Below are 23,975 nucleotides of genomic sequence, written 5' to 3' on the forward strand. Positions count from 1 at the left end.
CGCCATACAGCGCACTGGCAATCATCCATGACCTTCGAAGGCCTGCTCTCTGAAAAGCTCTTTGAACCCCATGCGGGGACGAACCGGCGGCTCACCGCCGCCCCGGGCGTAAGCGACGCCCTGGCGGCCGCGCTCGCGGCGCGCGAGTGCGCGCAGCACGCGGCCCCCCTTATCGTGCTCTGCGCGGACGCCTCGGATCCGGACCGCCTCGCCGAGGAGATCTCCTGGTACGAGCCGCAGCTGTCCGTGCGCGTCTTCCCCGACTGGGAAACGCTGCCCTACGACATGATCTCGCCGCACGAGGACCTCGTCTCCGAACGGCTCGAGACGCTCTTTCGGCTCGCCTCCCGGGTGCCGGGGCGGCGGGCCGCCTCCCGCGGCGGCATCGACGTACTGCTCGTCTCGGCGACCACGGCGAGCCTGAGGCTGCCGCCCCCCGCCTTCGTCTCGGCGACCACTTTTTTCTTCAGCCGCGGCGACGTCATCTCCACCACGGACTTCAAGCGCCGGCTCGTCATGGCCGGATACTCGGCCGTGAGCCAGGTGATGGCTCCGGGCGAGTTCTGCGTGCGCGGGGAAATCATCGACATCTACCCGATGGGCGCCCCCTCGCCCTACCGCATCGGGCTCTTCGACGACGAGATCGAGACGCTGCGGACCTTCGACGAGACCACGCAGCGCACGACCGGCGACGTGCAGACCGTGCGCATCCTGCCCGGCCGCGAGTTCCCGATGGACGAAGCGGGCACGCAGCTCTTCCGCAAGAACTGGCAGAAGACCTTCCCGAAGGCCCCCGCCTCGAGCCCGGTCGTGCGCGACATCGCCTCGCACGTCGCCCCCGCGGGAATCGAGTACTACCTGCCGCTTTTCTTCGAGCAGACCGCCACGATCTTCGACTACGCGGGCGAAGACGCGAAGTTCCTTCTCGCCGGCCCTGTGAGCGACACCCTCGAGCGGTTCATGTCGGAGACCCGGCAGCGCTACGTTTTTCTCTCGCACGACGCCGAGCGGCCGGCGCTGCCGCCCGAGGCGCTCTATCTCACCTCCGAGGAGTTCTTCAAAACGCTCGGGCCCCTGCCGCACTGGAAGCTCGAGACCGGGTCCGAATCGCCCCTGCCGCCGCTTGCCGTCGACCGCCGAGCGAAGGATCCCCTCGCGGGCTTCAGGAAGTGGCTCGGCTCGGCGCGCGCGGAAAAGCTGCGGGTTCTGGTCGCCGCAGCCTCTCCCGGGCGCGAGGAGACGGTGCGGGAGCTCTTCCGCGAGCACGGGCTCGAGCCCGAACCGTGCGGCTCCTTCGAGGCCTTCGTCGAGGGCGGCCAGGGCTTCGCGATCACCCACGCCCCGCTGTCGCGCGGGCTGCTGCTGCGCGAAGAGCACCTCGCGCTCGTGACCGAGACAGAGCTGTACCGCGCGGGGCCCCGCCGCCGCAGCCGCCGCCGCGAGCACCGCACGAACATCGACGCGATGATCCGCGATCTCTCGGAGCTGCGCATCGGAGACCCCGTCGTCCACGTCGAGCACGGCATCGGCCGCTACGAGGGCCTTGTCACGCTCGAGACGCAGGAGGGACTATCCGAGTGCCTGCAGCTCGAGTACGCGCAGGGCGCGAAGCTCTACGTGCCGGTCTCCCAGCTGCACCTCATTTCGCGCTACAGCGGCGCGGACCGCGAGCACGCCCCCCTGCACAGGCTCGGCCGGGGCGACTGGGAGAAGGCGAAGAAAAAGGCCTCCGAGCAGGTCCGCGACACCGCCGCGGAGCTGCTCAACCTCTACGCCCGGCGCGCGAGCCGTCCCGGGCTCGTCTTTTCGTGCCCGCAGGAGGACATGGAGCACTTCGCCGAGGGCTTCCCCTTTGAGGAGACCGCCGACCAGCAGGCCGCGATCGACGCGGTGATCTCCGACATGACGAGCGGCCGCCCCATGGACCGGCTCGTGTGCGGCGACGTGGGCTTCGGCAAGACCGAGGTCGCGCTGCGCGCGGCGTTCCTCGCCGTGATGAGCGGCCGGCAGGTGGCGGTGCTCTGCCCGACCACGCTGCTGGCCGAGCAGCACGCCCAGACCTTCCGGGACCGGTTCGCAAGCTGGCCGGTGACGGTGGTCGAACTGTCGCGCTTCAGGAGCGCGAAGGAGACGGCCGCGGCGCTCAAGGCGCTGGCCGACGGAACCGCCGACATCGTGATCGGCACCCACAAGCTTCTCTCCGAGAGCGTGAAGTTCGCCTCCCTCGGCCTCGTCGTGGTTGACGAGGAGCACCGCTTCGGCGTGCGGCAGAAGGAAAAGCTCAAGGAGCTGCGGGCCGAGGTCGACGTGCTCACCCTCACCGCCACCCCGATCCCGAGGACGCTTTCGATGTCGCTCGAGGGCGTGAGGGACTTCTCGGTGATCGCGACCGCCCCCGAGAAGCGCCTCGCCGTGAAGACCTTCGTGAGGCCCGAGAGCAACGCGCTCATCCGAGAAGCGATCCTGCGCGAGCTCAAGCGCGGCGGCCAGGTCTACTTCCTGCACAACGAGGTGGAGACGATCCAAAGCCGCTTCGAGCGGCTCTCGGAGCTCGTGCCCGAGGCGCGCATCGCGGTCGCCCACGGGCAGATGCCGGAGCGCGAGCTCGAGCACGTGATGCGCGAGTTCTACCAGCAGAAGTACAACGTGCTGCTGTGCACGACCATCATCGAAACCGGCATCGACATCCCGACGGCCAACACGATCATCATCCACCGGGCCGACAAGCTGGGGCTCGCGCAGCTGCACCAGCTGCGCGGGCGCGTCGGGCGCAGCCACCACCAGGCCTACGCCTACCTGCTCGTGCCGCCCGAGGCCTCGATTACGAAAAACGCCGAGAAGCGGCTCGAGGCCCTGCAGAACCTCGAGGAGCTGGGCAGCGGCTTTTACCTCGCCATGCACGACCTGGAGATCCGCGGCGCGGGCGAGGTGCTGGGCGAGCGCCAGTCAGGCGAGATTGCGAACGTCGGATTCGACCTCTACAACCAGATGCTTCAGGACGCGGTGCGGTCGCTCCGCAGGGGCGAGACGCCCGACATCGAGCATCCGTTCGCCTCGGTGGCGGAGATCAACCTGCACGCCCCGGCGCTGCTGCCCTCGGACTACGTGCCCGACGTCGGCCAGAGGCTCTCCTTTTACAAGGCGCTCGCAGCGGCCTCCGACGCGGCAGCCCTCAACGACGTGGTCGAGGACCTCGCCGACCGCTACGGCGAGCCGCCCGACCCCGCCCGGATGCTGGTCGCGACGCACAGGCTGCGGCTCGTCTGCGAGGGGCTCGGCATCAAGAAGATCGACTCCTCGCACGAGGCGACCCTCATCACCGTCTCCGAGCACCCGAAGTTCGAGCCCCTGAAGCTGATCGACCTCATGCAGAGCCGCACCGACGTGCGCATGGCAGGTCCACAGCGCATTAAGATCACGCAGAGCCTGCCCGAAGCGAAGGACCGCGTCGCGATGCTGCGCGGCTTCCTCGCGAAGCTCGCCTGAAAGGGGCCTGGAAAGGAAAAACAAGGAGGACAGCTTATGGACAGAACCTTTGACCTGGTGATTCAGGGCCCGGGCCTTGCGGCCTCGGCCCTGCCGCAGGCCGCTCTGGAGCTTTCCGCAGAGCGGGTCCCCGCAGGCCCGGGCGCGGTGAGGCTGCGCGCGGTCGACCCCGCGCGGGCCCGTGCTCTCCTGCCCGGGCTCGACGCCCTGGGGCTGGACGCGGCGGTCGTGCCCGCGGGGCTGCTTCTCACGGACTTTCGCGTCGCCGCGAGCGACTTCGACAGCACGCTCTGCGCCGAGGAGACGCTCGATCAGGTGGCCCGCCGCGAGGGCTACGGCGAAGAGATCGCGCGCGTCACGGATCGGGCGATGAGGGGCGAGATCCGCAACTATTCGGAAAGCCTCCGCGAGCGCATCCGCCTCATCGCGGGCTGCCCCGAGCGGGCCTTCACGGACTACGCCTCGGGCCTGCGCTACAACCCCGGCGCCGAGACCCTGATGGCCGCCTTCCGGGCCTCGGGGCTGCGCCGCTACATCGTCTCGGCGGGCTTCGACCAGATCATGGAGGCCGGGGCGCGGCATTTCGCAGCCGAGGGCTGGCGCTGCAACCGGCTCGAGGTGAAGGACGGGGTGCTCACCGGGCGGGTCGCCGGGCCGCAGGAGAACGGGGGCGAGATCATCGACGGCGAGGGCAAGCGCCGGATGGTCGAGCAGCTCTGCCGCGACGCGGGCGCGGAGCCTAAGCAGCTGATCACCCTGGGCGACGGCTGGAATGACGTGCCGATGCTGCGCTTCGCGGGCCTGGGCGTCGCCTATCACGCAAAGCCCCGCGTGCGCGCTCTTGTCGCCCTGCAGGTGAACCACCTGGGGCTCGACTCCGTCCTCTCCTGGTTCGAGGACGGCGAGCACTGGCGGCAGGCGGCCCTTGCCGGGGGCTGAAAAAGACCCGCCTGCCTTCAAAGGAGAGGCGGGGGAGGCTTTTTTCAGCGCTCCCTGGCCTTTCCGAGGCCTTCCCAGCCTCCGCCCAGCGCCTCGATCAGCCGCACGCTGTTCACCAGCGCATCGGCCTTAAGCGAAATCAGGCTCTGCTGACTCGACAGCCTCGTCGTCTCGGAGGTGTACACGTCGGTGTAGTCGATCATGCCCTCCGCGTACTGGCTCGACTTCACGCGGGCGGTCTCGGCGGCCGCCTGCAGGCCCCGTTCGCTCTGCTCGATCTCGCGCTCGAGGAGCCTTGCGGCCGCGAGGTAGTCCTCCACGCCCTGGAAGGCCTCGAGCACCGTCTCCCTGTAGGAGGCCACGCTCTTTTCGTAGTCGGCCTTCGCCTGCCTCACGCGCGAAGAGGTCTTCCCCGCGTCAAAGAGCGGCGCGGCGGCCGAGGCGCCGAGAGACCAGAGGAAATGGGGGGCGTTCACAAAGTGCGAGAGCCTCGAGCCCGAGTACCCGGTCTCGCCCGTGAGCGTCAGATCCGGGTAATAGCCCGCGATCGCGATCCCGATCTCCTCGTTGGCGGCGGCCATGCTGCGCTCGGCCGAGGCGATGTCGGGCCGGCGCTCGAGCAGCCTCGAGGGCACCCCAGCGGGGACGGCGGGCACGGCCGGCAGCGCAGAGGCGGAGGCCGGCAGGCTGAACTCCGCCGGGGCCCGGCCGGTCAGTACCGCGATGGCGTGCTCGTACTGAGCGCGCTCGGCCTCGAGCGAGGCCTTCGATGAGCGGGCCGAATACAGGCTCTGCTCGGCCTGCGTGAGGTCGGACTTCACGACGGCGCCGGAGCGGTATTTGTTCTGCAGCACCCGCACGTTCGACTCATAGGCACGGATCGTCTCCTCGTAGAGCGCGATGCGCTCATCCAGCGAGCGGAGCGTGAAGTAGTTGCGCGCGAGGCTCGCCTGCGCAGAAAGCGCGGCGTTGGCCAGATCGGCCTCCGCGGCCTGCGCGAGCGCCTTCTCCTCGGTCACCTGCCGGCGCAGCTTGCCCCACAGGTCGAGCTCCCAGGACAGGGAGGCGGTGAGCGACACGCTGTTGCCCGTGCGGCCGCTCTGGCGGCTTCTCGACCCGGAGGCGCCGGCGTTCACCGCCGGATAAAGCGAGGCCTCGTACTCGGAGACCAGGGCCGCAGCCTTCTCGAAGCTCGCGACGTACTGGGCCACTGTCTGGTTTCCGGAGACCACCCGGGCCTCCAGATCATTGAGCACCGGGTCGCCGTACATCCTCCACCATTCGCCCTTCAGCTCGGAGTCGGCCGGGCTGGCGCTCTTCCAGCCCTCGGGGGCCGCCTCCTTGAAGGAAGCGGGCGCCGAGGAGGCGTCAGGGGCCCTGTAGTCCGGACCCACCGCGCAGCCCGCCAGAAGCGAGGCGAGAACTGCGGCGGCCGACCACACGCAGAGGACTTTCTTGTTGTGTTGCTTCATGTCAGTGACTTTCTCCATCACGAGCCCGCGGGCTCTCGCCATGCAAACAGCTTCGAGGCAATGCGATGGCGGACCGCCTTCACCTTCGAGCCGACCCGGTCGAGGTATACGTAAACGACCGGCGTCGTATAAAGCGTGAGCACCTGGCTCACCACCAGGCCGCCGCAGATCGCGATGCCCAGCGGCCGGTTGAAGGAACCGTTCGCGCCGGTCTGGATGATGAGCGGGACCGCGCCGAAAAAGGCGGCAAGCGAGGTCATCAGGATCGGCCGAAAGCGCTTGTCGCAGGCCGTGATGACGGCCTGCTCGGGCGTCATCCCGGAGCGCTGGGCGGCGATCGCGAAGTCCACCATCAGAATGCCGTTTTTCTTCACGATGCCGATCAGCAGCAGGATGCCCACGAACGCGATCACGGTAAGCGGCGTTCCCGTGGCCATCATGAGCAGCATCGCGCCGATGCCCGCCGAGGGCAGCGTCGAGATGATGGTGAGCGGGTGTATCCAGCTCTCGTAGAGGATGCCGAGCAGGATGTAGATCACCACGATCGCGCCCGCGATCAGCACCGGCATCTGCGCGACCAGCTTGTCGTAGGTCTTGGCGGTGCCCTGCATGCTGCCGTGGATATCATCGGGCAGCCCGATCGAGACCAGCGCGCGGTCAATCGCTTCCTTGGCCTGGCTCAGGGTCACCCCGTCGGCCAGGTTGAAGGCGATCGTCGTGGTCGCCATCTGCGACTGGTGAGCGACCGACAGGGGCGTGGCCGCATAGGTGATCTTCGCGAAAGCCGAGACGGGCACGAGCTCTCCCGAGGAGGTCGTGACCCGCAGCCGGCTGAGCACCTGCGGATCCTTCGTCCAGCTGCGATCGAGTCCGATGATGCTGTAGTACTGGTTGAGCACCTGGTACTGGGTGGCGATCTGGCGCTGCGCGAAGGCGTTGTTCAGGAACGTATCGATGTCCCTCACATCCAGCCCGTAGCGGGCCGCGGCCTCGCGGTCGATCTCGAGCTTCGCCTCGATGCCGCCCGACTCCTCGTCGGTGTCAACGCTCGTGAGCTCCTTGAGCCCGGCCATCACCGCGTAGACCTTCGGGCTCCAGGCCCGCAGCGTCTCCAGGTTGTCGCACTGCAGGCTGTACTGGTAGGTCGCGTTCGCGCTCCTGCCGCCGATGCGGAAGTCCTGCGCGGCCATCATGAACAGCTGCGCGCCGGGAACGCCCGAACCCTGCCGGGTGAGCCGATTGGCGATTTCCGCGGCCGAGGCGTGGCGCTGCGTCCCCCAGGTCTTCAGGCGCACGAAGAACATGCCGGTGTTGCGCGAGCCGAAGCCCCCGCCTCCCGTCGAGGAGATCACGTAGCGCACGTCGGGATCCTTTTCGATCCGCGCGGCCACCTGGCTGAGCACCGGCTCCATCGCGGTGAAGCTCGTCGCCTGGTCGGCGCGCACCGCGCCCATCAGCATGCCGGTGTCCTGGTTGGGGAAGAGCCCCTTGTCGATCACGATGAAGAGGAAGACGTTGCCCGCGACCGTGAGCAGCAGGATGAAGAGCGTGAGGGCCTTGTGCCGCATCACGCCCCCGAGGCTTTTCACGTAGCCCGCGTGCAGCTTCTTTAGAAAGCGGCTGAAGCTGTCGAACAGCCGCACGACGGGATTCCGCCTGCCGCTCGCAGGGGCCCGGGCCTGCGGCCGCCCCAGCAGCCGTCCGCTCAGCATCGGGGTGAGCGTGAGAGAAACGAACATCGAGACCACGAGCGCGGCGGCCAGCGTCACGGCAAATTCCCGGAAGTAGCGCCCGATCACGCCCGAGAGGAAAAAAAGCGGAATGAAGACTGCAATCAGCGACGAGGTCATCGAAAAGACCGTGAAGCTGATCTCGCGGCTGCCCACGAGCGCCCCCTGCATGGGGCTCGCCCCCTCCTCGATGTGCCGGCTGATGTTCTCGAGCACCACGATCGCGTCGTCCACCACGAAGCCCGTGCTCACGATGAGAGCCATCATGGACAGGGTGTCGAGCGTGTAGCCGCACAGGTACATGATCCCGAAGGTGCCGATGAGCGAAATGGGCAGGGCCGCCGCGGGAATGAGCACCGCACGACCGTTCCTGAGAAACAGGTAGACCACGCAGATCACGAGGATCACAGAGAAGATGAGCGTCTTTTCCGTCTCGTAGAGGGAGTCCCGGATGTTGGTCGAGCGGTCGATGGCGAGCGTGAGCTTCGTGCCCCCGGGCAGCATCGCGTTAAGCGACGGCATCAGGTCCTTGATCGCCTGGATCGTTTCGAGCATGTTCGCCCCGGCCTGCCTCGTGACCGAGATCGAAATCGAGGGCACGCCGTTCAGATAGCCCGCCGAATAGATGTCCTGCACCGAGTCGTAGACGTTCGCCACGTCCTGCAGCCTCACCGGTGCGCCGTTCTTGTAGGCGACGATGATGTCGCGGTAGTCCGAGGCCTGCGTGAGCTGGCCGTTTGCCTCGATCCACCAGGTGCTCGCGTCTCCCGCGAGGAGCCCGCGCGGCGAGTCCGTGGTCGCCGCCTCGATGGCCGAGCGGACGGTGTCGAGGGCGATCCCCTGGCTCTCCAGCATCTTCGGCTTGAGGTCGATGCGGATGGCGGGCAGTGCGCCGCCGCGCAGCGACACCTGGCCCACGCCCTTCACCTGCGCGATGCGCTGCTGCAGCTTCGAGCTTGCCAGATCGTAGAGCTGGCCGCGGTTGAGCTTGTCGGAGGTGAGCGCGAGCATCACGATCGGGGCGTCGGACGGATTGGCCTTGTGGTACGTCGGCAGCGTCTTCATGGCCGAGGGCAGCAGCGTGCGGGCCGCGTTGATGGCGGCCTGCACGTCGCGGGCCGCGCCGTCGACGTCGCGCGAAAGGTCGAATTGGATCACGAGACGGGTCGAGCCCTGGCTCGAGCTCGAGGTGAGCTCGGTGATGCCGGCGATCTGTCCCATGGCCCTCTCAAGCGGCATCGCCACCGTGGCGGCCATGGTCTCAGGGCTCGCGCCGGCCAGCGACGCGCTCACCATGATGGTGGGCGTGTCGACCTGGGGAATCGGTGCGACCGGCAGGAACCGGTAGGCCACGGCCCCGAGCACCGTGATCGTGAGCGAGATGAGCAGCGTCGCGATCGGCCTCAGGATGAAAAGCCGGGAGAAGTTCACGACGCCCCCTCCCCGGCCGCCGCCGGCTTTTTCAGCCACGCAAAGGACACCGCCCCGTCATAGCGGCCCGAGAGCCGCTCGAAGAAGAGGTAGATCACAGGCGTGGTAAAGAGGGTGAGCAGCTGGCTGAAGAGCAGCCCCGAGGCGATCACGATGCCCATCGGAACGCGGAACTCCGCCCCCGAGCCCGAGGCGAACGCGAGCGGCAGCGCCCCGAGCAGGGCCGCGCAGGTAGTCATCATGATCGGACGGAAGCGCAGCAGGCAGGCGTTGTAGATTGCCTCGAACGGAGGCTTGCCGGCGCGCTGCTCGGCCAGCGCAAAGTCGATCAGCATGATGGCGTTCTTCTTCACGATGCCGATGAGCAGGATGATGCCGATCAGCGCGATCAGCGTGAACTCCATCCCCGCGATCTTCAGCGCGAGCAGCGCTCCGATCGCGGCCGAGGGCAGCGTGGAGATGACCGTGACCGGGTGGATCCAGCTCTCGTAGAGGACGCCGAGCACCACGTAGACCACGGCGACCGCGGCGAGGATGAGCCAGAGCGTGTTCGCGTTCGAGCTCTCGTAGGAGGAGAGCGCCCCCTGCGGCTTCACGCGGATCGTGGAGGGGATCTTGATCGAGCTCAGAGTCTCGCTCACCGCCTCGCGCGCCTCCTCGATGGAAAAGCCTTCAGCGAGGTTGAACGAGACGGTGGCGGCCGGCGTCTGCGAAATGCGCGAGTAGCTCACCGGGCCGGTCTTCTCGGAGATGGTGACGAGGTTGGAGAGCGGCACCATGAGGTCGGACCCGGTCGCGCTCGAGTCGGCCGTGCCGCTCTTCAGGTAGACCTTCGAGAAAGCCGAAAGGTCCTTTTTGAGGTCGGGCGAAACTTCGAGCACGACCCGGTACTGGTTCGCCTGGGTGTAGATGGTGGAGATCAGCCTCTGGCCGAAGGCGTTGTAGAGCGCCGCGTCGATGTCGCTCGCGCTGATGCCGTAGCGCGCGGCCGCCTCGCGGTTGATGTCGACGTAGGCGACGCGCCCCGAGTTGTCAAGGCTGCTCACCACGCCGCGGAAGCCCTGCCTCTGCGACAGGGTCTTCACAAACTTCGGCACCCACTCGTCGAGCTCCTCGCGGTCGGTTGAGTCAAAGGTGAGCTGGTACTGCGAGGGCGTCACCATGTCGTCCACGTTGAGGTCCTGGCTCTTGATCGCGTAGAGCCTGATGCCGGGCACCTGCCCGGAGGCCTTCCTGAGGCGGTCGATCACGGTGTTCGCGCCGTCCCTGCTGCCGAAGTCCTTGAGGGTGATCTGCAGCCTGCCGTTGTTGAGCGAGGAGTTGTTGGTCGCGTCGACGCCGACGATGGAGGCGACCGAGGCCACCGCGGGATCCTTGAGGATGAGCTCGCTCAAGGCCTGCTGGCGGCGCGACATCTCCTTGAAGGAGACATCGCCCGGGGCCTCGGTGATGCCCTGGATCACGCCCGTGTCCTGCGAGGGGAAGAAGCCCGAGGGCACCCAGAGGTAAAGGACCGCCGTGAGGGCTAGAGTGCCCACCGCGACGGCGAGGGTGGCCTTCTGATGCCCGAGCACGAAGCGCAGGCAGCGCTTGTAGAGGTTGAGCAGCCAGTCAAAGCCCCGCCCGAAGGCCTGCGTGATCCGGCTGTGCTCGGACTCCGGCACATGCCTGAGCAGATAAGCCGACAGCATCGGGGTGAGCGTGAGCGACACGCACATGGAAACCGCGATCGACACCGCGAGCGTGATCGAGAACTCGCGGAAAAGCCTGCCCACGACATCGCCCATGAACAGCAGCGGGATCAGCACCGCGATCAGGGAGATGGTGAGCGACATGATGGTGAAGCCGATCTCCTTCGAGCCCTGCAGCGCCGCGTCAAGCGGCTTCATCCCGTCGTCGATGTGGCGCTGGATGTTCTCCACCACCACGATGGCGTCGTCAATCACGAATCCGGTCGCGATCGTGAGCGCCATGAGCGAGAGGTTGTTGAGCGAGAAGCCGGCCAGGTACATCACGCCGAAGGTGCCGATGATCGAAAGCGGCACCGCGAGGCTCGGAATGAAGGTCGCGGCGATCGTGCGCAGGAAGAGGAACGACACCATGACCACCAGCGAGATGGACAGCATCAGCTCGAACTGCACGTCCTCGATCGAGGCCCTGATGGTCTGGGTGCGGTCCGTGAGCGTGGCGATTTTCACCGATCCGGGCAGCGCGGCCTCAATCTCGGGCAGCTTCGCCTTGATCTTGTCGACGATCGACACGACGTTCGTGCCCGGCTGGCGCTGGATGTTGATGATGATCGCGGGCTTGCCGTTGGCCCAGGCCTCCTGGTATTCGTCCTGCGGTGCGTACTCCACCCGGGCCACGTCGCGCAGGTGCAGCGCCTGCCCGTCCTCGTACTTGAGCACGAGGTTCTCATACTCGGCAGGCGTGCGCAGCTGATCGTTCGCGTCGATCGTGATCGAGCGCTCGTTGCCGTCGAAGCCGCCCTTCGAACCGTTCACGTTCGCATTGCTGATCGCGGTGTTCACGTCCGATAACGCGAGCCCGTGGCTCGCGAGCGCCGTGGGGTTGACGCGGATGCGCACGGCCAGCTGCTGGCCGCCCGCGAGGCTCACGAGCCCCACCCCGGAGATCTGCGACAGCTTCAGAGCGGCCCGCGTGTTGATGAGGTCCTGCACCTGCGTGAGCGGCAGGGTGTCGGAGGTGGCCGCCAGCGTGAGGATCGGGGTGTCGGCCGGGTTCACCTTCTTGTAGGTGGGCTTGTTGGGAAGATCCGACGGCAGCAGCGAGTCCGCGGCGTTGATGGCCGCCTGCACCTCCTGCTCGGCCACGTCAAGTGAGAGCTCGAGGTTGAAGCGCAGCGTGATCACGGAGGTGCCGCCGGAGCTCACCGAGTACATCTGGTTCAGGCCCGACATCTGCCCGAGCTGGCGCTCCAGGGGTGCGGTGACGCTGGTGGCCATGACCTCGGGGCCAGCGCCCGGGAACAGGGTGGTCACCTGGATGACGGGATAGTCGACTTCGGGCAGCGCGGAGATCGACAGGCTGCGGTAGCCGAGGAGGCCTCCGAGGATCACCGCTATCGTCAGCAGCAGGGTCGCGATCGGCCGAAAAATAAATAAGCGTGAAAGATTCATGTTCGCTCGAGCGAGACTGCGGCTTCAATCAGCGGCGTCCCCTGCCGACTCCCTTGGATTTTTTCTCCACGGCGCTCGTGTCCACGGCCTTGGGCTCCACGACGGTCACCTTCGAGCCGTCGCTGGTCGAGTCGGCTCCAGCCGTGACGACCCTGGCCCCCTCGGCGACGCCTTCAAGAATGGCGGTCTTTCCGTCCTCGGTGGCCGGCCCGATCTTCACCGCGGCCTTGTGCGCCACCTGGTCGTCGCCCACCGTGAAGACGTACAGACCGTTCTGACTGGTCTGGATCGCGGAGGTCGGAACGACGACCGCGTTCTTCAGCGTTCCGGTGACGAGCTTCACGTTGACGAACTGGTTCGGGAAGAGCTTCGAGTCGCGGTTGTCAAAAAGGCTCTTCACCTTCACCGTGCCCGTGGCCTGGTCGATCGTGTTGCCCACGGCCGAGACCGTCCCCCGGGCGAGCAGCCCGAGGCCGCTCTGGTCGAAGACGTCGACCTGCAGCTTCTGTCCGCTCCTCACCGGCCCCACAACCTCGGAGAGGTTGCCCTGCGGAATGGAGAACTCGACGGCAATGGGCGTGGTCTGTGTGATCACGGCAATCGGCGTCGAGTCGCTCGGGCCCACGAGGTTGCCGAGATCGCGCTGGCGGATGCCGATGTAGCCGGAGATGGGGGCCGTGATGCGGCCGTAGCCCACCGAGACGCTCGCGTTGGCGATCTGGCCGCGGGCGCTGCGCACGGAGCCCTCGTACTGCTTCACCGCGGCGCGCTGCGCCTCGAGGTCCTGCTTGGAAATGGAGTCCTGGCGGTAGAGCCGCTCATAGCGCTCGAGCACGCTCTTCGCGTTGGCGAGCTGCGCCTGAGCTTCGGCCAGAGTGCCCTGGTACTGCTGGAGGTTCGCCTCGTAGCCCCGGGTGTCGACCTTGGCGAGCAGCGCCCCCTTCTTCACGAAATCGCCTTCCTTAAAGTAAAGGTTCGTGAGGTGTCCCTGAACCTGCGAGATCACGTCGGCGGTCTGGTTCGCGGTCACCGTGCCCAGGGCGGTCACGATGGTGGGAACGTCCTGCCGCACGGCCTGGGCCACCTGGACGGCAACCGTGCGCGGCATCATGCTCATTTTGCTCATCCGGGCCGACTGCCAGCCGCGGAAGCCCGCGTAGCCGGCCGCAGCGAGCGCAACAACGACGCCCGCGGCGATAAGAGCTTTCTTTAAATTCATGTTCTAAAGGGTCTGAGAGACGAAATAAAGATGTAGGAATAAAAAAGGCAGGACAAAACAACATCTTTCGGCAATCGCGCTGTGAGGCCTGTCTGTTCCGGCCCCTGTATGATAAGCACGGTTTGAGTTAAGTTTTGTTATCAGAGAATTAATAATAACAACCAGATACGGCCCGCAAGGGGGCCTCGCGCCCCGTTTCGGGTGCAAAATAGGTGCTTTCCGCCCCGGCCCCCTGCGGCCGGAAAGGCGGGCCCGCCCGCAGACAAAGGAGTCGCTGACACATGAAGACCACGGATGTGAAGGGAGCTTCCCGCGAAGCCGTGAACCATCCCGCGCACTACGCAGCCCACTACCGCCGCGAGGTGATCGAGCTCACCGGACTGTTTGACTTCACAACGGGCAACTCGATGAAGTACGTGCTGCGGTGCCGCTTCAAAGCGCACCCGGCCGAAGACCTGCAGAAGGCGCTCTGGTACCTCAATTACTTCGCGGACCACCCTGAGGTGGGCTTTGAAAACCCCAGAGGCGCCTCGGCCGTCCTCGAGGACTTCCTCGCCGACCTGGGGACCAGCGATCCTTTCGGCCGCGAAGCCGGGCGCTTCCTCAAAAGCCTCGTGCGGGCCGTGGAGACGCCCCCTGAAGAACGAGCCGCCCTGCTGCGCGAGGCCTCGCTCGCGCTGCAGGGGCTCCTGTCGCACGCCGCCCAGAGCCTCTGAGGACCTGTTTTTCCCGTCTCCAATGTTTCTTTCGAATAAAGAAAGGCTTTTTCCTTACGGATTATTCCTTAAAACCTATGCAAAGAAGCCTCATAGCTAAATTAAAGCTATAAAAAATAGCCTCCAGTTGACTTACATCAAGGCAAATACTTCCTCTCCTAGGACGAAGCCGACTGATTTTCATAATTTATTGTTTAAAAACAATAATTTGAACAGTAATTCAAAGCCCCGGCGCAGAAGCCGCCGTCTTTACATTTCAAGTTGGGAGATTTTTTAATCCAATACATTGATTTTTAAATAAATTAATCAGAATTCCCGGCTGAGAGGCATGCCAGCCTGCCGAAGGTCTCAAAGATATTACAAAGTGTAATATTCAAGTGAATGGCCTCCTTTGAGGAAGGTCCGCCCCCGGCCGGGAGCGGCAGCTCTTCAGTCCACCCATTCCCCCTGGTCCGCAGGGCTGTTTCAAAGGAGGCTGAAACTTGGGGAGGGCAGCTGCAGCCGTATGCAGCTGGCTCTAGACAAAGCAAAGGGAGGGTGTTTATGGCTGAGAAGAAAAGAAGCTGGCTGTTTAGCCTGCCGGCTCAAATGATTGTCGGCCTTGTCCTTGGCGTAATCGTCGGCGCGTTCGTTTCCGCTGACGTTGGCGCCACCTGGTTCAAGCCTCTGGGCGATCTCTTCATTCGCCTGATCCGAATGGTGGTCGTGCCCCTGGTGTTCGCCACGCTGGTGGCGGGCGCCGCAAGCATCACCGACATCTCCAAGCTCGGCCGCGTAGCCGTGAAGATCCTGATCACCTACATGGTGACCACCGCCATCGCCGTGGGCTTCGGCCTGGGCTTTGCCGAGCTCATCCAGCCGGGCATCGGCCTCGACCTGTCCACGAGCGGCCTGGCCGCCAAGGTGGTGAAGGCCCCGAGCATCGTGCAGACCTTCCTCAACTTCGTCCCGATCAACCCGATGGAAGCCATGGCGAAGGGCAGCATGCTGCAGATCATTTTCTTCGCCGTGTTCTTCGGTGTGTGCCTTGCCGGACTGGGCGAACGCAACAAGCCCCTGCTTGAGATCTTCCAGCTGATCGGCGACACCATGATCCGTGTGACCAACGCGGTCATGTACTACGCCCCGATCGGCGTGTTCGGCCTGCTCGCCTACACCGTCTCCAAGCACGGCCTGGCCGTGCTGCTGCCGCTGGGCAAGCTCATCCTCGCCTCCTTCATCGCCACCGCTCTCTTCTGCATCGTGGTCTACGGCGCGATCGTCGTCTTCTACCTGCACATGCCGGTCGGCCGCTTCCTGAAGGGCATCTTCGAGCCCTGGCTCGTCGCCTTCACGACCTGCTCGTCCGCCGCGGCCCTGGCCGTGAACCTGCAGGCCTGCCGCAGGCTGGGCGCCACGAAGTCGATCGCCTCGTTCTCCATCCCGCTCGGCAACACGATCAACATGAACGGCACGGCCATTTACATGGGCGTGTGCGCTGTGTTTGCGGCTGAGATCTTCGGCATGGACCTCACGATAACCGACCAGGTTACGATTGTTCTCATGGGCGTGATGGCCGCCATCGGCACCGCGGGCGTCCCGGGCGCCGGCCTCATCATGACGACCGTGGTCTTCACGCAGGTCGGCATTCCGCTCGAGGCGGTCGCCCTGATCGCGGGCATTGACCGTATTCTCGACATGATCCGCACTTCGATCAACGTCGTGGGCGACGTGGCCTCGGCCCTGGTGGTGACAAAGTCCGAAGGCGACCTCGACTCCGAGCCGTACACCGAAGGCTGACCGCCAGAGGAAAAGGGGAGGAGCGGAAGGCGCGCGCCTCCGCCCTTTCCCTTCCCCGCCGGTTTCTCCGCTCCCCGGATGCGCTTTAAAGGCGCGCCCGGGGATATTTTTTCCCCTTCAGCCCTGCTGCCCCCGCCTCTCCCCGTGTTTTTCCTCGGGACAATAAAAACGCCCGGGCCAGGCGCTGGCGCGGGCGTGCTGAGGCTTGAGAGGCTGCTGCAGAGGGCATTTCCCCCTGCCCCGTCAGTCGAGCTTTCTGCCCTTGTTCATCTGGATCACACGGCGGACGTCGGCCTCGCGGTCCTTCATGCCGAGCTTCGCATAGCTGTCGGCGAGCACCTTCAGCGCGTCGTCGGAATAGGGCGTCTGCTGATAGTCGGTCACCACGCGCTGGGCGCGCTGGATCGCCGCCACGTAGCCGTGACGCTCATAGTAGAATTTCGCCACCTTCAGCTCGTGGTTCGCGCGGGCGAGCACGAGCTCGTGCATCCGCCTGCGCGCCTCGGGGGCGTAGCGGGAATCCGGATACTTCTCGACCAGCAGCTTGAAGACGTCGAAGGCGTCGCGCGCGGCGTTCGCGTCGCGGTCGGAGATGTCCTGCTTGGTGAGCCGGGCGAAGAACCCCTCGTCCTCGTTGAGCGTCGCGAGCGCCTTCAGGTAGAGCACGTAGTCGCTGGCCGGATGGTTCGGGTAGGAGCGCAGGAACCGGTCGCAGGCCTGGATGGCGGCCTCCGGGTCCTCGTCCTTCCAGGCGGCGTAGGCCATCTCGATCTGGGCCTGCTGCGCATAGCGGCCGAACGGATAGCGGCTCTCCAGCTTCGTGTAGTACTCTTTGGCAAGAGACCAGTTGCTGTCGTCCAGCGCATCGCGGGCCTCGCTGTAGAGCCGGTCCGCTGACCACTCCGCGGTCGGATCATCGGTCTTCGACGACATCCATGAGCACGACGACGTGACGGCGGCAACGGCGGAAAGGCAGGCGGCTAGCGCAAAGCGGTGAAGGGCTTTCTTCATTTAGAGGACAAACGATCAATTGAAAGGTTCTGTCGATTATAACCGGGACAACCCGGGGGCTGACGCAACCGAGGACAGCCTCTCGGAGTTCGTGGTCGGGCCGGAAATGAACGGCGGGAGGCTCGACAAGGCCCTCGCCGCCCTGATGCCCTCGGTGTCCCGCTCGCGGCTGCAGTGCTGGATCAGGGAGGGCGCGGTGCTCGTGAACGGCCGGCCTGCGCGCCGCGTGAGGGACGCCGTGCTCTCAGGCGACGTGATCTCGGTGAGCGCCCAGCCCACGCCCGAGGAGCTCGCCTTCACCGCCCGCGACGTGCCTTTCGAGACGGTCTATGAGGACGAGGCCCTGCTCGTGGTCAACAAGCGCGCGGGCCTTGTGGTCCATCCCGGCGCCGGGCACTGGGACGACACGCTGCTCAACGGGCTGCTTTTCGCGCGGCCGGCCCTCGCGGCCCTTCCGAGGGCGGGCATCGTGCACCGGCTCGACCGGGACACGAGCGGACTCATGGTGGTCGCAAAGACCCTGAGCGCGCAGACTTCGCTCGTGCGCCAGCTGCAGAGCCGCAGCGTCAAGCGCGAATACTGGGCGCTGCTGCGCGGCCAGGCCCCCGCGAGCACCCTGATCGACCGCCCGATCGGCCGCGACCCGAGGAACCCGCTGAGGTTTGCCGTGGAGGTGCCGGGCTCGATGCGCGAGGCCCGCACCCGTCTCGCCACGGTCAACCGCGCGAGCTGCGGCGGCCGCGTCATTTCCTGGGTCGCCTGCCGGCTCGAAACCGGCCGCACGCACCAGATCCGCGTCCACTGCGAGAGCCTCGGGCTGCCGCTGCTGGGCGACCCCGTCTACCGCGGCGGGCTCGCGCCCTGGCCGCAGGACGGGACGCCCCTGGCCGGCATGAAGCGCCAGTGCCTGCACGCGAGCCGCCTCGGGCTCGTCCATCCGGAGACCGGGCAGCGCATGGAGTGGTTTGCTTCCCCGCCGCAGGACCTCGCCCGGGTCATGGACTTCCTGGGCTTCGGGCCGCTCGACCGTCCGGTTTCGGTGTTTGAGGAAGCGCTCGGCGGAAAGCCTCTTTAAAATGGACGCATCCGGGCGGAGAACTGCTTCGCCCGCCTCTTCATTCCTCACCCGGCAGACCTGATGACCAACCTGCAGAAACCCTCCCTCGGGCTCATACGAGCCAACTGGAACGCCCCGAAGCGCGTCCATGCCCTTTTTACGCTGCGCACCGGGGGCGTCTCCTCGGGGCCTTTTGGCGGCCTCGACGGCCTCAGCGGGATGAACGTGGGCCTGTACTGCGGGGACGTCCCCGCCTGCGTGCGCGCGAACCGCGCGATCCTCGCCGGCCTGGCCGGGGGCGAACCGCACTGGCTGCGCCAGGTGCACGGCACCGCGGTCGTTCAGGCCGACCACGCCGCGCCCGAGCAGGAGGCCGACGGCCTGTGGACCGCAACCCCCGGCGTGGTGCTCGCCATCCAGACCGCGGACTGCCTGCCCGTGGTCCTCGCCGACTCCGAAGGCTGCGCGGTGGCCGCTCTGCACGCGGGCTGGAAGGGGTTGGCAGGAGGCATCCTGCAAAAAGGCGTGAAGACGCTCCGCGGCGCGCTCGGCCCCGGCGCCAGGATTCTCGCCTGGCTCGCCCCGAGGATTGGCCCCGAGTCCTTCGAAGTGGGCGGCGACGTGCTCGAGGCTATGAAAAAAAAACTGCCGCAGGCGGGCCTTGCCTTCGCCCCCGGGCCGAAGTCCGGAAAATGGATGGCGGATCTCGCCTGCCTTGCCCGCGAGGCGCTCGCCCAGGAAGGCGTCGCCGCGGAGGACGTCTCGGACTGCGGGCTGTCCACCGCCGCCGATCCGCAGCGCTTTTTCAGCTACCGGCGCGACAAGGGCAGAACCGGCCGGCACGCCACCCTCGTGTGGATGGAGCCGTGACTGCTCCGGCCGCCCCGTTTCGCCTGGAAAACTCCAAAGACCCCGACAAAGGCAACAAATGACTGCACACATTCCCACCATTGGTTTTGTTTCGCTCGGCTGCGCGAAGGCCCTGGTCGACACCGAGCGGGTGATCACCGAGCTGCGCGCCGAAGGCTATCGGATCGCGGGCGACTACAAGGACTCGGATCTCGTCATCATCAACACCTGCGGGTTCATCAACGAGGCGATCGCCGAGAGCCTTGACGCGGTCGCCGAGGCGCTGCGCGAAAACGGCCGGGTGATCGTCATGGGCTGCCTCGGGGGAAAGAAGAACGCGGACGGCTCCAATTACGTGAAGGAGCTGCACCCCGCGGTGCTGGGCGTGGTGGGGCCCGAGAAAGAAAAGGAAGTCCTTGAGCTCGTGCACCGGCACCTGCCCGCCCCCCACCCCGCCTTCGGGGAGCTGCGCCCGGGCGCGGGCGTGCGCCTCACGCCGCATCACTACGCCTACCTCAAAATCTCCGAGGGCTGCAACAACCACTGCACGTTCTGCATCATCCCGCAGCTGCGCGGCAGGCTCGTCTCCCGCCCGATGAACTCCATCATGATGGAGGCCGAGGCGCTCAAGGAAGACGGCGTGAAGGAGATCATGGTGATCGCCGAGGACACGCCGGCCTACGGCTCGGACCTCGGCTACCGCCTCTCCTTCGCGGGCGGCAGGCCGGTCCATACGAGAATCGAGGACCTGTGCCGGGAGCTCGGCAGACTGGGCCTCTGGATCCGCCTGCACTACGTCTACCCCTACCCCGCGGTCGACAGGATCATCCCCCTCATGGCCGAGGGAAAAATCCTGCCTTATCTCGACATGCCCCTGCAGCACTCCGACCCGGAGGTCCTGCGCGCGATGGCCCGCCCCGCGCACGCCGACCGCACTCTCGAGCGCATCGAGGCCTGGAGGAAACTCTGCCCGGACCTTACCCTGCGCTCGACCTTCATCGTGGGATTCCCCGGGGAGACGGAGCGGCAGTTCGAGAACCTGCTCGAGTTCCTGCGCGAGGCGCAGCTCGACCGCGTGGGCTGCTTCGCCTACTCGCCTGTGGAGGGCGCGAAGGCGAACAGCCTGCCGGGGGCCGTGCCCGAAGAGGTGAAGGAGGAGCGCAGGAAGAGGCTCATGGAGCTGCAGGCGGAAATTTCCGCCGCGAAACTCGCGCGCCGCGTGGGCGGCGTGGAAAAGGTGCTGATCGACGAGCCGGAAAACGAGGACGGGGTGGCCGTCGGCCGCACGGTCCACGAAGCCCCGGAAGTGGACGGCGTGGTCTATGTGACGACAAAAAAGCCCGTGAATCCGGGCGACTTCGTCGAGGCGAAGATTGTCCGCACCGAAGAGCACGACCTCGTCGCACTGCGGGTGGACGGCGGAGCCTGAAAAAAAGCGCTTCAGCGGGCCCCGGGCGAAAGCCGTCCCCCCGAAGCCGGGGGCGGCCTCTGCGGCCTCCTTTTTCAGGAGGCCTTTTTCAGCACACCAGGGATTTCCTCAGCCGCTGCGCCGCGGCCGTCTCACGCCTCAGAACCGCGGGATCCGCCCGGCCTTCAGGCAGCCCAGCGCGAGGGCCTTTGCAGCCTCGGAAACACAGCGCTTTCAATTCGGGACCCGGGCCGGGGCTCTTTGAAGCAGGAGGCGCTTCAGTCGTCCGGCGGCGGGTAGCCCCGGCGCAGCCGCGAGCCGCGGAGCATGGCGGCCGAATAGGCCACCGTCCCCCAGAGCAGGCAAAGCAGCAGAAGCTGCATCACAATCGGCCGCGCGGAGGCGAGCGAAGCCCCGTTCTGGCTCACGGCGAGCATGCCGTTGATGCCAGGCACCGCAGGGATGATCTGCGCAAACGCGCGGGCCCACCAGGAGAAGTTCTCCGAGGGGTAGATGCAGCCCGCGAGAAAGACCGAAGGCGCCGAGGTGATGACGGCGAAGGCCGTGGTGTTGTGGTTGCTGCCGAAGGAAAAGGTGAGGGCCAGCGCGAAAAAGGCGAGCAGCGCCGCGTAGATGACGCCGAGAACCAGGGTTCCCGGCACATCGCCCATGGTCGGGAACTCCGCGATTCCAAAGTAGAAGCCCTCGGCATAAAGCACCCAGAAAAGGGCGACGGCGAACACGGCGGCCCACATTCCGAAAAAGCCCCAGAGCTTTTCCATCGCGGCCCGCACGAACGGCTCGCGACGGCGCCTCGAGATGAAGTCCCCGACGCTCACCGAGATGCCGATCAGCAGCACCGACTGGATGATCAGCACGCCCACCATCGGCACGAGGTAGTTCCGGTAGCCGCCGATCGTGTTGAACATGTCGCCCTGAACCAGCAGAGGCGGGGCGAGCCTCGAGCGGGCGAGCGAGTCGGCCGGCGCCCCGTGGGTGAGCAGGTAATGGGCGGAGGCCGCGGAGGCCCTCGCGTTCACGAGCGACAGCATCATGCCGTAGACGGTGTGGGCCTGGGCCGGGAAGGCGCCGTTGCCGAAAACGGTGACCGAAGTCTGGCGGCCCCCGCCGAGATCCGACTCAAAATCCCGCGGGATCAGAATCGCGGCGTTCACCTTGTCGGCGCGCAGCATTTCCACGGCATCGCGCTCGTCAGAGACCAGGGCGACGGGCTTGACCTTGGAGGTTCCCGAGATGTCACGGATGAGGTCGCGCGACGCGGCCGAGCCGTCCAGGTCCACGATCACGGTGGGCACCTCGGTGATCTGCTGGGCGCTGTAGGGCCAGCCGTAGAAAATGAGGTAAAAGGCGATGCCGGTGACCAGCACCGGAAAGGAATTGGCGTTAAAGATGATCCGCTTCAGCGTGATCCGGAAAACGTCCCAGGAGCTGCCGCAGGGCTCCTCGCGGGGCTGCGAGGGCTGCTTCGCGGGGCTTTCCGCCCGGCGCCTGATGCGCCGCAGCAGCAGCGGCAGGCACAGCGCCTGGGGCACGACGGCAAAGAGCAGGGCGATGCCCAGCGTCGGCAGCCAGGTGGAGGCCGGGGACCCGAGAACCCACTGCTGCTCCTGGCCGTGAATGTACCAGGTGAGCGGCAGCAGGTGCGAGAGCGCCCTCGCCCCGATATCCATGTTGAAGTCCGGGAAGGTGAAGCCCGTGAACGGGATGGTCGGCGCGGTCGTGATCACGCACATCACCATGGCGGAGAACCAGGTGGGGGCGGCCGAGCAGAAGAGGACCGCGAGCGAGACCATGCCCGCCACGAAGGCGAGGCCAAAGAGCAGCCACACCGCCATGCTGCCCGCGGGCAGCGCGCCCTGAACCGCAGAGAACCAGGCGATGTAGGTGAACATGTAGACCGTGTAGACCCCGAACCAGAAAAGCAGCTTGCCCAGAACCGCCGCAAGGGGCGAGCCGGCGGCCCGCAGCAGCACGGCCTCGCGGTTCCGGCGCCATTCACGCACAAGCGAGTTGCTCACCGCCAGCACGCAGGAGAGCCCGATCAGCATCGGGATGAGGCCGCTCAGCAAATAAGAGCGGAAGTTGAAGGCCTGGTTGCCGAGAAGCACTTCGTTCAGCTGGAAAAGCCCCGTGATCCTCGCCGTCCCCTCGGTGCCCCCCATCGGCATGATCTGCAGCCGCGTCTTTTCGACCGACCAGGTACTCAGGGCCTTCTTCACGTCGAGCTCAAGCATCGTGCTCACGGCAAAAAGCGTGCGCGACACATAAAGCTGCAGGGACTTCCCGCCCGGGCGCCGCCAGGTCTCGGACCAGCCCCGGGGAATGAGGAGCATGCCCTTGAGCTCCCCGGACCTCAGCTGCTCCACGGCCTGCTCCTGGGGCAGCTCGACCAGCTTCAGGGAAGGCAGGGCCCGCACCTGCCGGACCACTTCCGAGGAAAGCGGCGTCTGGTCCTCGTTCACAATGCCAAAGGGAATGCCGCGGTAAAGGCCCTGATTGAACAGCCCGGCCAGAAGCACGCACCAGACGACAGGCATCACCAGGCACGAAAGCACCTCCCTCGGGCTCGAGAACACAGTCGAGACCTCAAGAAAGAGAGCCTTGCGCAGGCTTCTGAACCAGCTTCCGGCAGACATGTTCCGGTCCGTCTGACGCTCAGCGCTCGATGAGCGCCGTCATCCCGGGCCGCAGCCCCTCGACTGCGTTCACGGGCCGCGCCCTCACCTCGAAGGTGCGCAGGTCGTAGCCCGAGTTCTGGCGCGTGGCGCGCCAGTTGGCGTAGTCGGCCTTGGGATTGATGAAGTAGATCTTGAAGTCATGCACCCCGCCGCCGATCGCCGGGATCTTCACCCGGATGATGGAGCCCATCCTCAGGTCCTTGAGCTCGTCCTCGCGCAGGTTGAAGGAGGCCCACTGGTCGTTGAGGTTCACCACGGTCACGACTGCAAAGCCCTGGGGAGCCACCTCGCCTTCGCGCAGCAGCACCCGCGAGACCTCGCCCGAGATGGGCGAGACAATCTTCGCCTCCTCGGCGTAGGACTTCGCCTCAGCCACGGTGCCCGCAGCCTGGGCGGCCAGCGCAGCCGCGGCCTGCTTTTCCTGGCGCCGCGCGCCGGTCTGCGCGATGCTCCACTGCTCGCGCGCCGCCTGCGACTGGTTGCGGGCGGCCTTGAGGCTCGCGGTCACCTCGTCCAGGCGCTGCGCGGGCACGAAGCCCTCGCGGTAGAGCCTCGAGATGCGTTCGTAGGTCTTCTGCGCGAGCTCCTCTGCGGCAACGGCCCGCTCATACTGCGCCTTCGCCGCCTGGATTTCCTGCGGCCGGGCGCCTTCCTGCGCGAGGCTTTCCTGAGCCTGGCGGGCCTTCTCGTAGGCCTCGGCCTGACGCACCTTCGCCTCGATCTCCGGCACGTAGAGGGTCGCGATCACCTGCCCCTTGCTCACCTGGTCGCCTTCCTTCACATTCACCGTCTCCAGCCTTCCGGGCACTTTGGCCGCGACGTCGATCGTGGTCGCGTCCATCTGTCCCTGCAGCGGGGGCGCCTTCGGATGGGAGGCGAGCCACACGCCCCAGATGATGAAGCCGATCAGGGCGAGGGCCGCCGCCGCGGCGACCGCGCCCAGGATACGGCTTCTCCTGCGGCGCGCCGTGCGCTCGTCCGGGCGCTCGGGGAGAGTCTGCGACGTTTCTTTTTCCGTAGGCGTAGGCATCCGTACAGT

14 protein-coding genes are annotated in these 23,975 nt (G+C 66.2%); 7 read left to right on the plus strand and 7 right to left on the minus strand.

The window, feature by feature from the left end:
- Positions 1–27 precede the first annotated feature (27 nt).
- Positions 28–3,486, plus strand: a complete 3,459-nt coding sequence (gene mfd / locus MAF45_RS05245; RefSeq protein ID WP_237978502.1) for a transcription-repair coupling factor — start codon at positions 28–30, stop codon at positions 3,484–3,486.
- 36 nt (positions 3,487–3,522) lie between these two features.
- Positions 3,523–4,425: an HAD-IB family phosphatase gene (locus MAF45_RS05250; protein ID WP_237978503.1), complete on the plus strand. Its 903-nt coding sequence runs from the start codon at positions 3,523–3,525 to the stop codon at positions 4,423–4,425.
- Positions 4,426–4,469: 44 nt separating this feature from the next.
- Here the strand turns inward: MAF45_RS05250 and MAF45_RS05255 are convergent, their stop codons facing one another.
- Genes MAF45_RS05255 through MAF45_RS05270 form a run of 4 tightly spaced genes read right to left on the minus strand, consistent with a single transcriptional unit; the run spans position 4,470 to position 13,417 of the window.
- On the minus strand, positions 4,470–5,939 hold the full coding sequence (locus MAF45_RS05255; protein ID WP_237978504.1) for an efflux transporter outer membrane subunit: 1,470 nt from the start codon (positions 5,937–5,939) through the stop codon (positions 4,470–4,472).
- Complete coding sequence (locus MAF45_RS05260; protein WP_326520674.1) at positions 5,915–9,097, minus strand: efflux RND transporter permease subunit; 3,183 nt, start codon at positions 9,095–9,097, stop codon at positions 5,915–5,917. Before MAF45_RS05260 ends, MAF45_RS05255 begins: the two co-directional genes overlap by 25 nt.
- Complete coding sequence (locus MAF45_RS05265; RefSeq protein WP_237978505.1) at positions 9,055–12,198, minus strand: efflux RND transporter permease subunit; 3,144 nt, start codon at positions 12,196–12,198, stop codon at positions 9,055–9,057. The genes MAF45_RS05260 and MAF45_RS05265 overlap by 43 nt, the downstream gene beginning before the upstream one ends.
- 28 nt (positions 12,199–12,226) lie before the next feature.
- Positions 12,227–13,417: an efflux RND transporter periplasmic adaptor subunit gene (locus tag MAF45_RS05270; RefSeq protein WP_237978506.1), complete on the minus strand. Its 1,191-nt coding sequence runs from the start codon at positions 13,415–13,417 to the stop codon at positions 12,227–12,229.
- Positions 13,418–13,698: 281 nt separating this feature from the next.
- Between MAF45_RS05270 and MAF45_RS05275 the strand changes: the two genes are divergently transcribed.
- Together MAF45_RS05275 and MAF45_RS05280 are read left to right on the plus strand one after the other, a co-directional pair.
- The gene (locus tag MAF45_RS05275) at positions 13,699–14,133 is read left to right on the plus strand and encodes a DUF3310 domain-containing protein (RefSeq protein WP_237978507.1); all 435 of its coding nucleotides are present in this window, start codon (positions 13,699–13,701) and stop codon (positions 14,131–14,133) included.
- A gap of 543 nt (positions 14,134–14,676) precedes the next feature.
- Entirely contained in the window at positions 14,677–15,912 is a 1,236-nt protein-coding gene (locus MAF45_RS05280) for a dicarboxylate/amino acid:cation symporter (RefSeq protein WP_237978508.1), read from the plus strand.
- 243 nt (positions 15,913–16,155) lie between these two features.
- Here the strand turns inward: MAF45_RS05280 and MAF45_RS05285 are convergent, their stop codons facing one another.
- Positions 16,156–16,923 carry an outer membrane protein assembly factor BamD gene (locus MAF45_RS05285; RefSeq protein WP_237978509.1) on the minus strand — a complete coding sequence of 256 codons (768 nt, stop codon included), beginning with the start codon at positions 16,921–16,923 and terminating at the stop codon, positions 16,156–16,158.
- Positions 16,924–16,942: 19 nt separating this feature from the next.
- Here MAF45_RS05285 and MAF45_RS05290 point away from each other — a divergent pair, with 19 nt between their 5' ends.
- The 3 genes from MAF45_RS05290 to rimO all read left to right on the plus strand — a co-directional run bounded on the left by MAF45_RS05290 (position 16,943) and on the right by rimO (position 20,258).
- Positions 16,943–17,998: an RluA family pseudouridine synthase gene (locus MAF45_RS05290; protein WP_237978510.1), complete on the plus strand. Its 1,056-nt coding sequence runs from the start codon at positions 16,943–16,945 to the stop codon at positions 17,996–17,998.
- Between the two features lie 63 nt (positions 17,999–18,061).
- Positions 18,062–18,850: a peptidoglycan editing factor PgeF gene (pgeF, locus tag MAF45_RS05295; protein ID WP_237978511.1), complete on the plus strand. Its 789-nt coding sequence runs from the start codon at positions 18,062–18,064 to the stop codon at positions 18,848–18,850.
- Positions 18,851–18,908: 58 nt separating this feature from the next.
- The gene (gene rimO / locus MAF45_RS05300) at positions 18,909–20,258 is read left to right on the plus strand and encodes a 30S ribosomal protein S12 methylthiotransferase RimO (protein ID WP_237978512.1); all 1,350 of its coding nucleotides are present in this window, start codon (positions 18,909–18,911) and stop codon (positions 20,256–20,258) included.
- A 257-nt stretch (positions 20,259–20,515) separates the two neighbouring features.
- Here rimO and MAF45_RS05305 read toward each other — a convergent pair whose 3' ends face one another.
- Positions 20,516–22,894, minus strand: a complete 2,379-nt coding sequence (locus MAF45_RS05305) for an ABC transporter permease (protein WP_237978513.1) — start codon at positions 22,892–22,894, stop codon at positions 20,516–20,518.
- A 19-nt stretch (positions 22,895–22,913) separates the two neighbouring features.
- Positions 22,914–23,966: an HlyD family secretion protein gene (locus tag MAF45_RS05310; RefSeq protein WP_237978514.1), complete on the minus strand. Its 1,053-nt coding sequence runs from the start codon at positions 23,964–23,966 to the stop codon at positions 22,914–22,916.
- Between the last annotated feature and the right edge of the window lie 9 nt (positions 23,967–23,975).

Origin of the sequence: Mesosutterella porci, from assembly GCF_022134585.1 — a bacterium.
Taxonomy (GTDB): Bacteria; Pseudomonadota; Gammaproteobacteria; order Burkholderiales; family Burkholderiaceae_F; genus Mesosutterella; species Mesosutterella porci.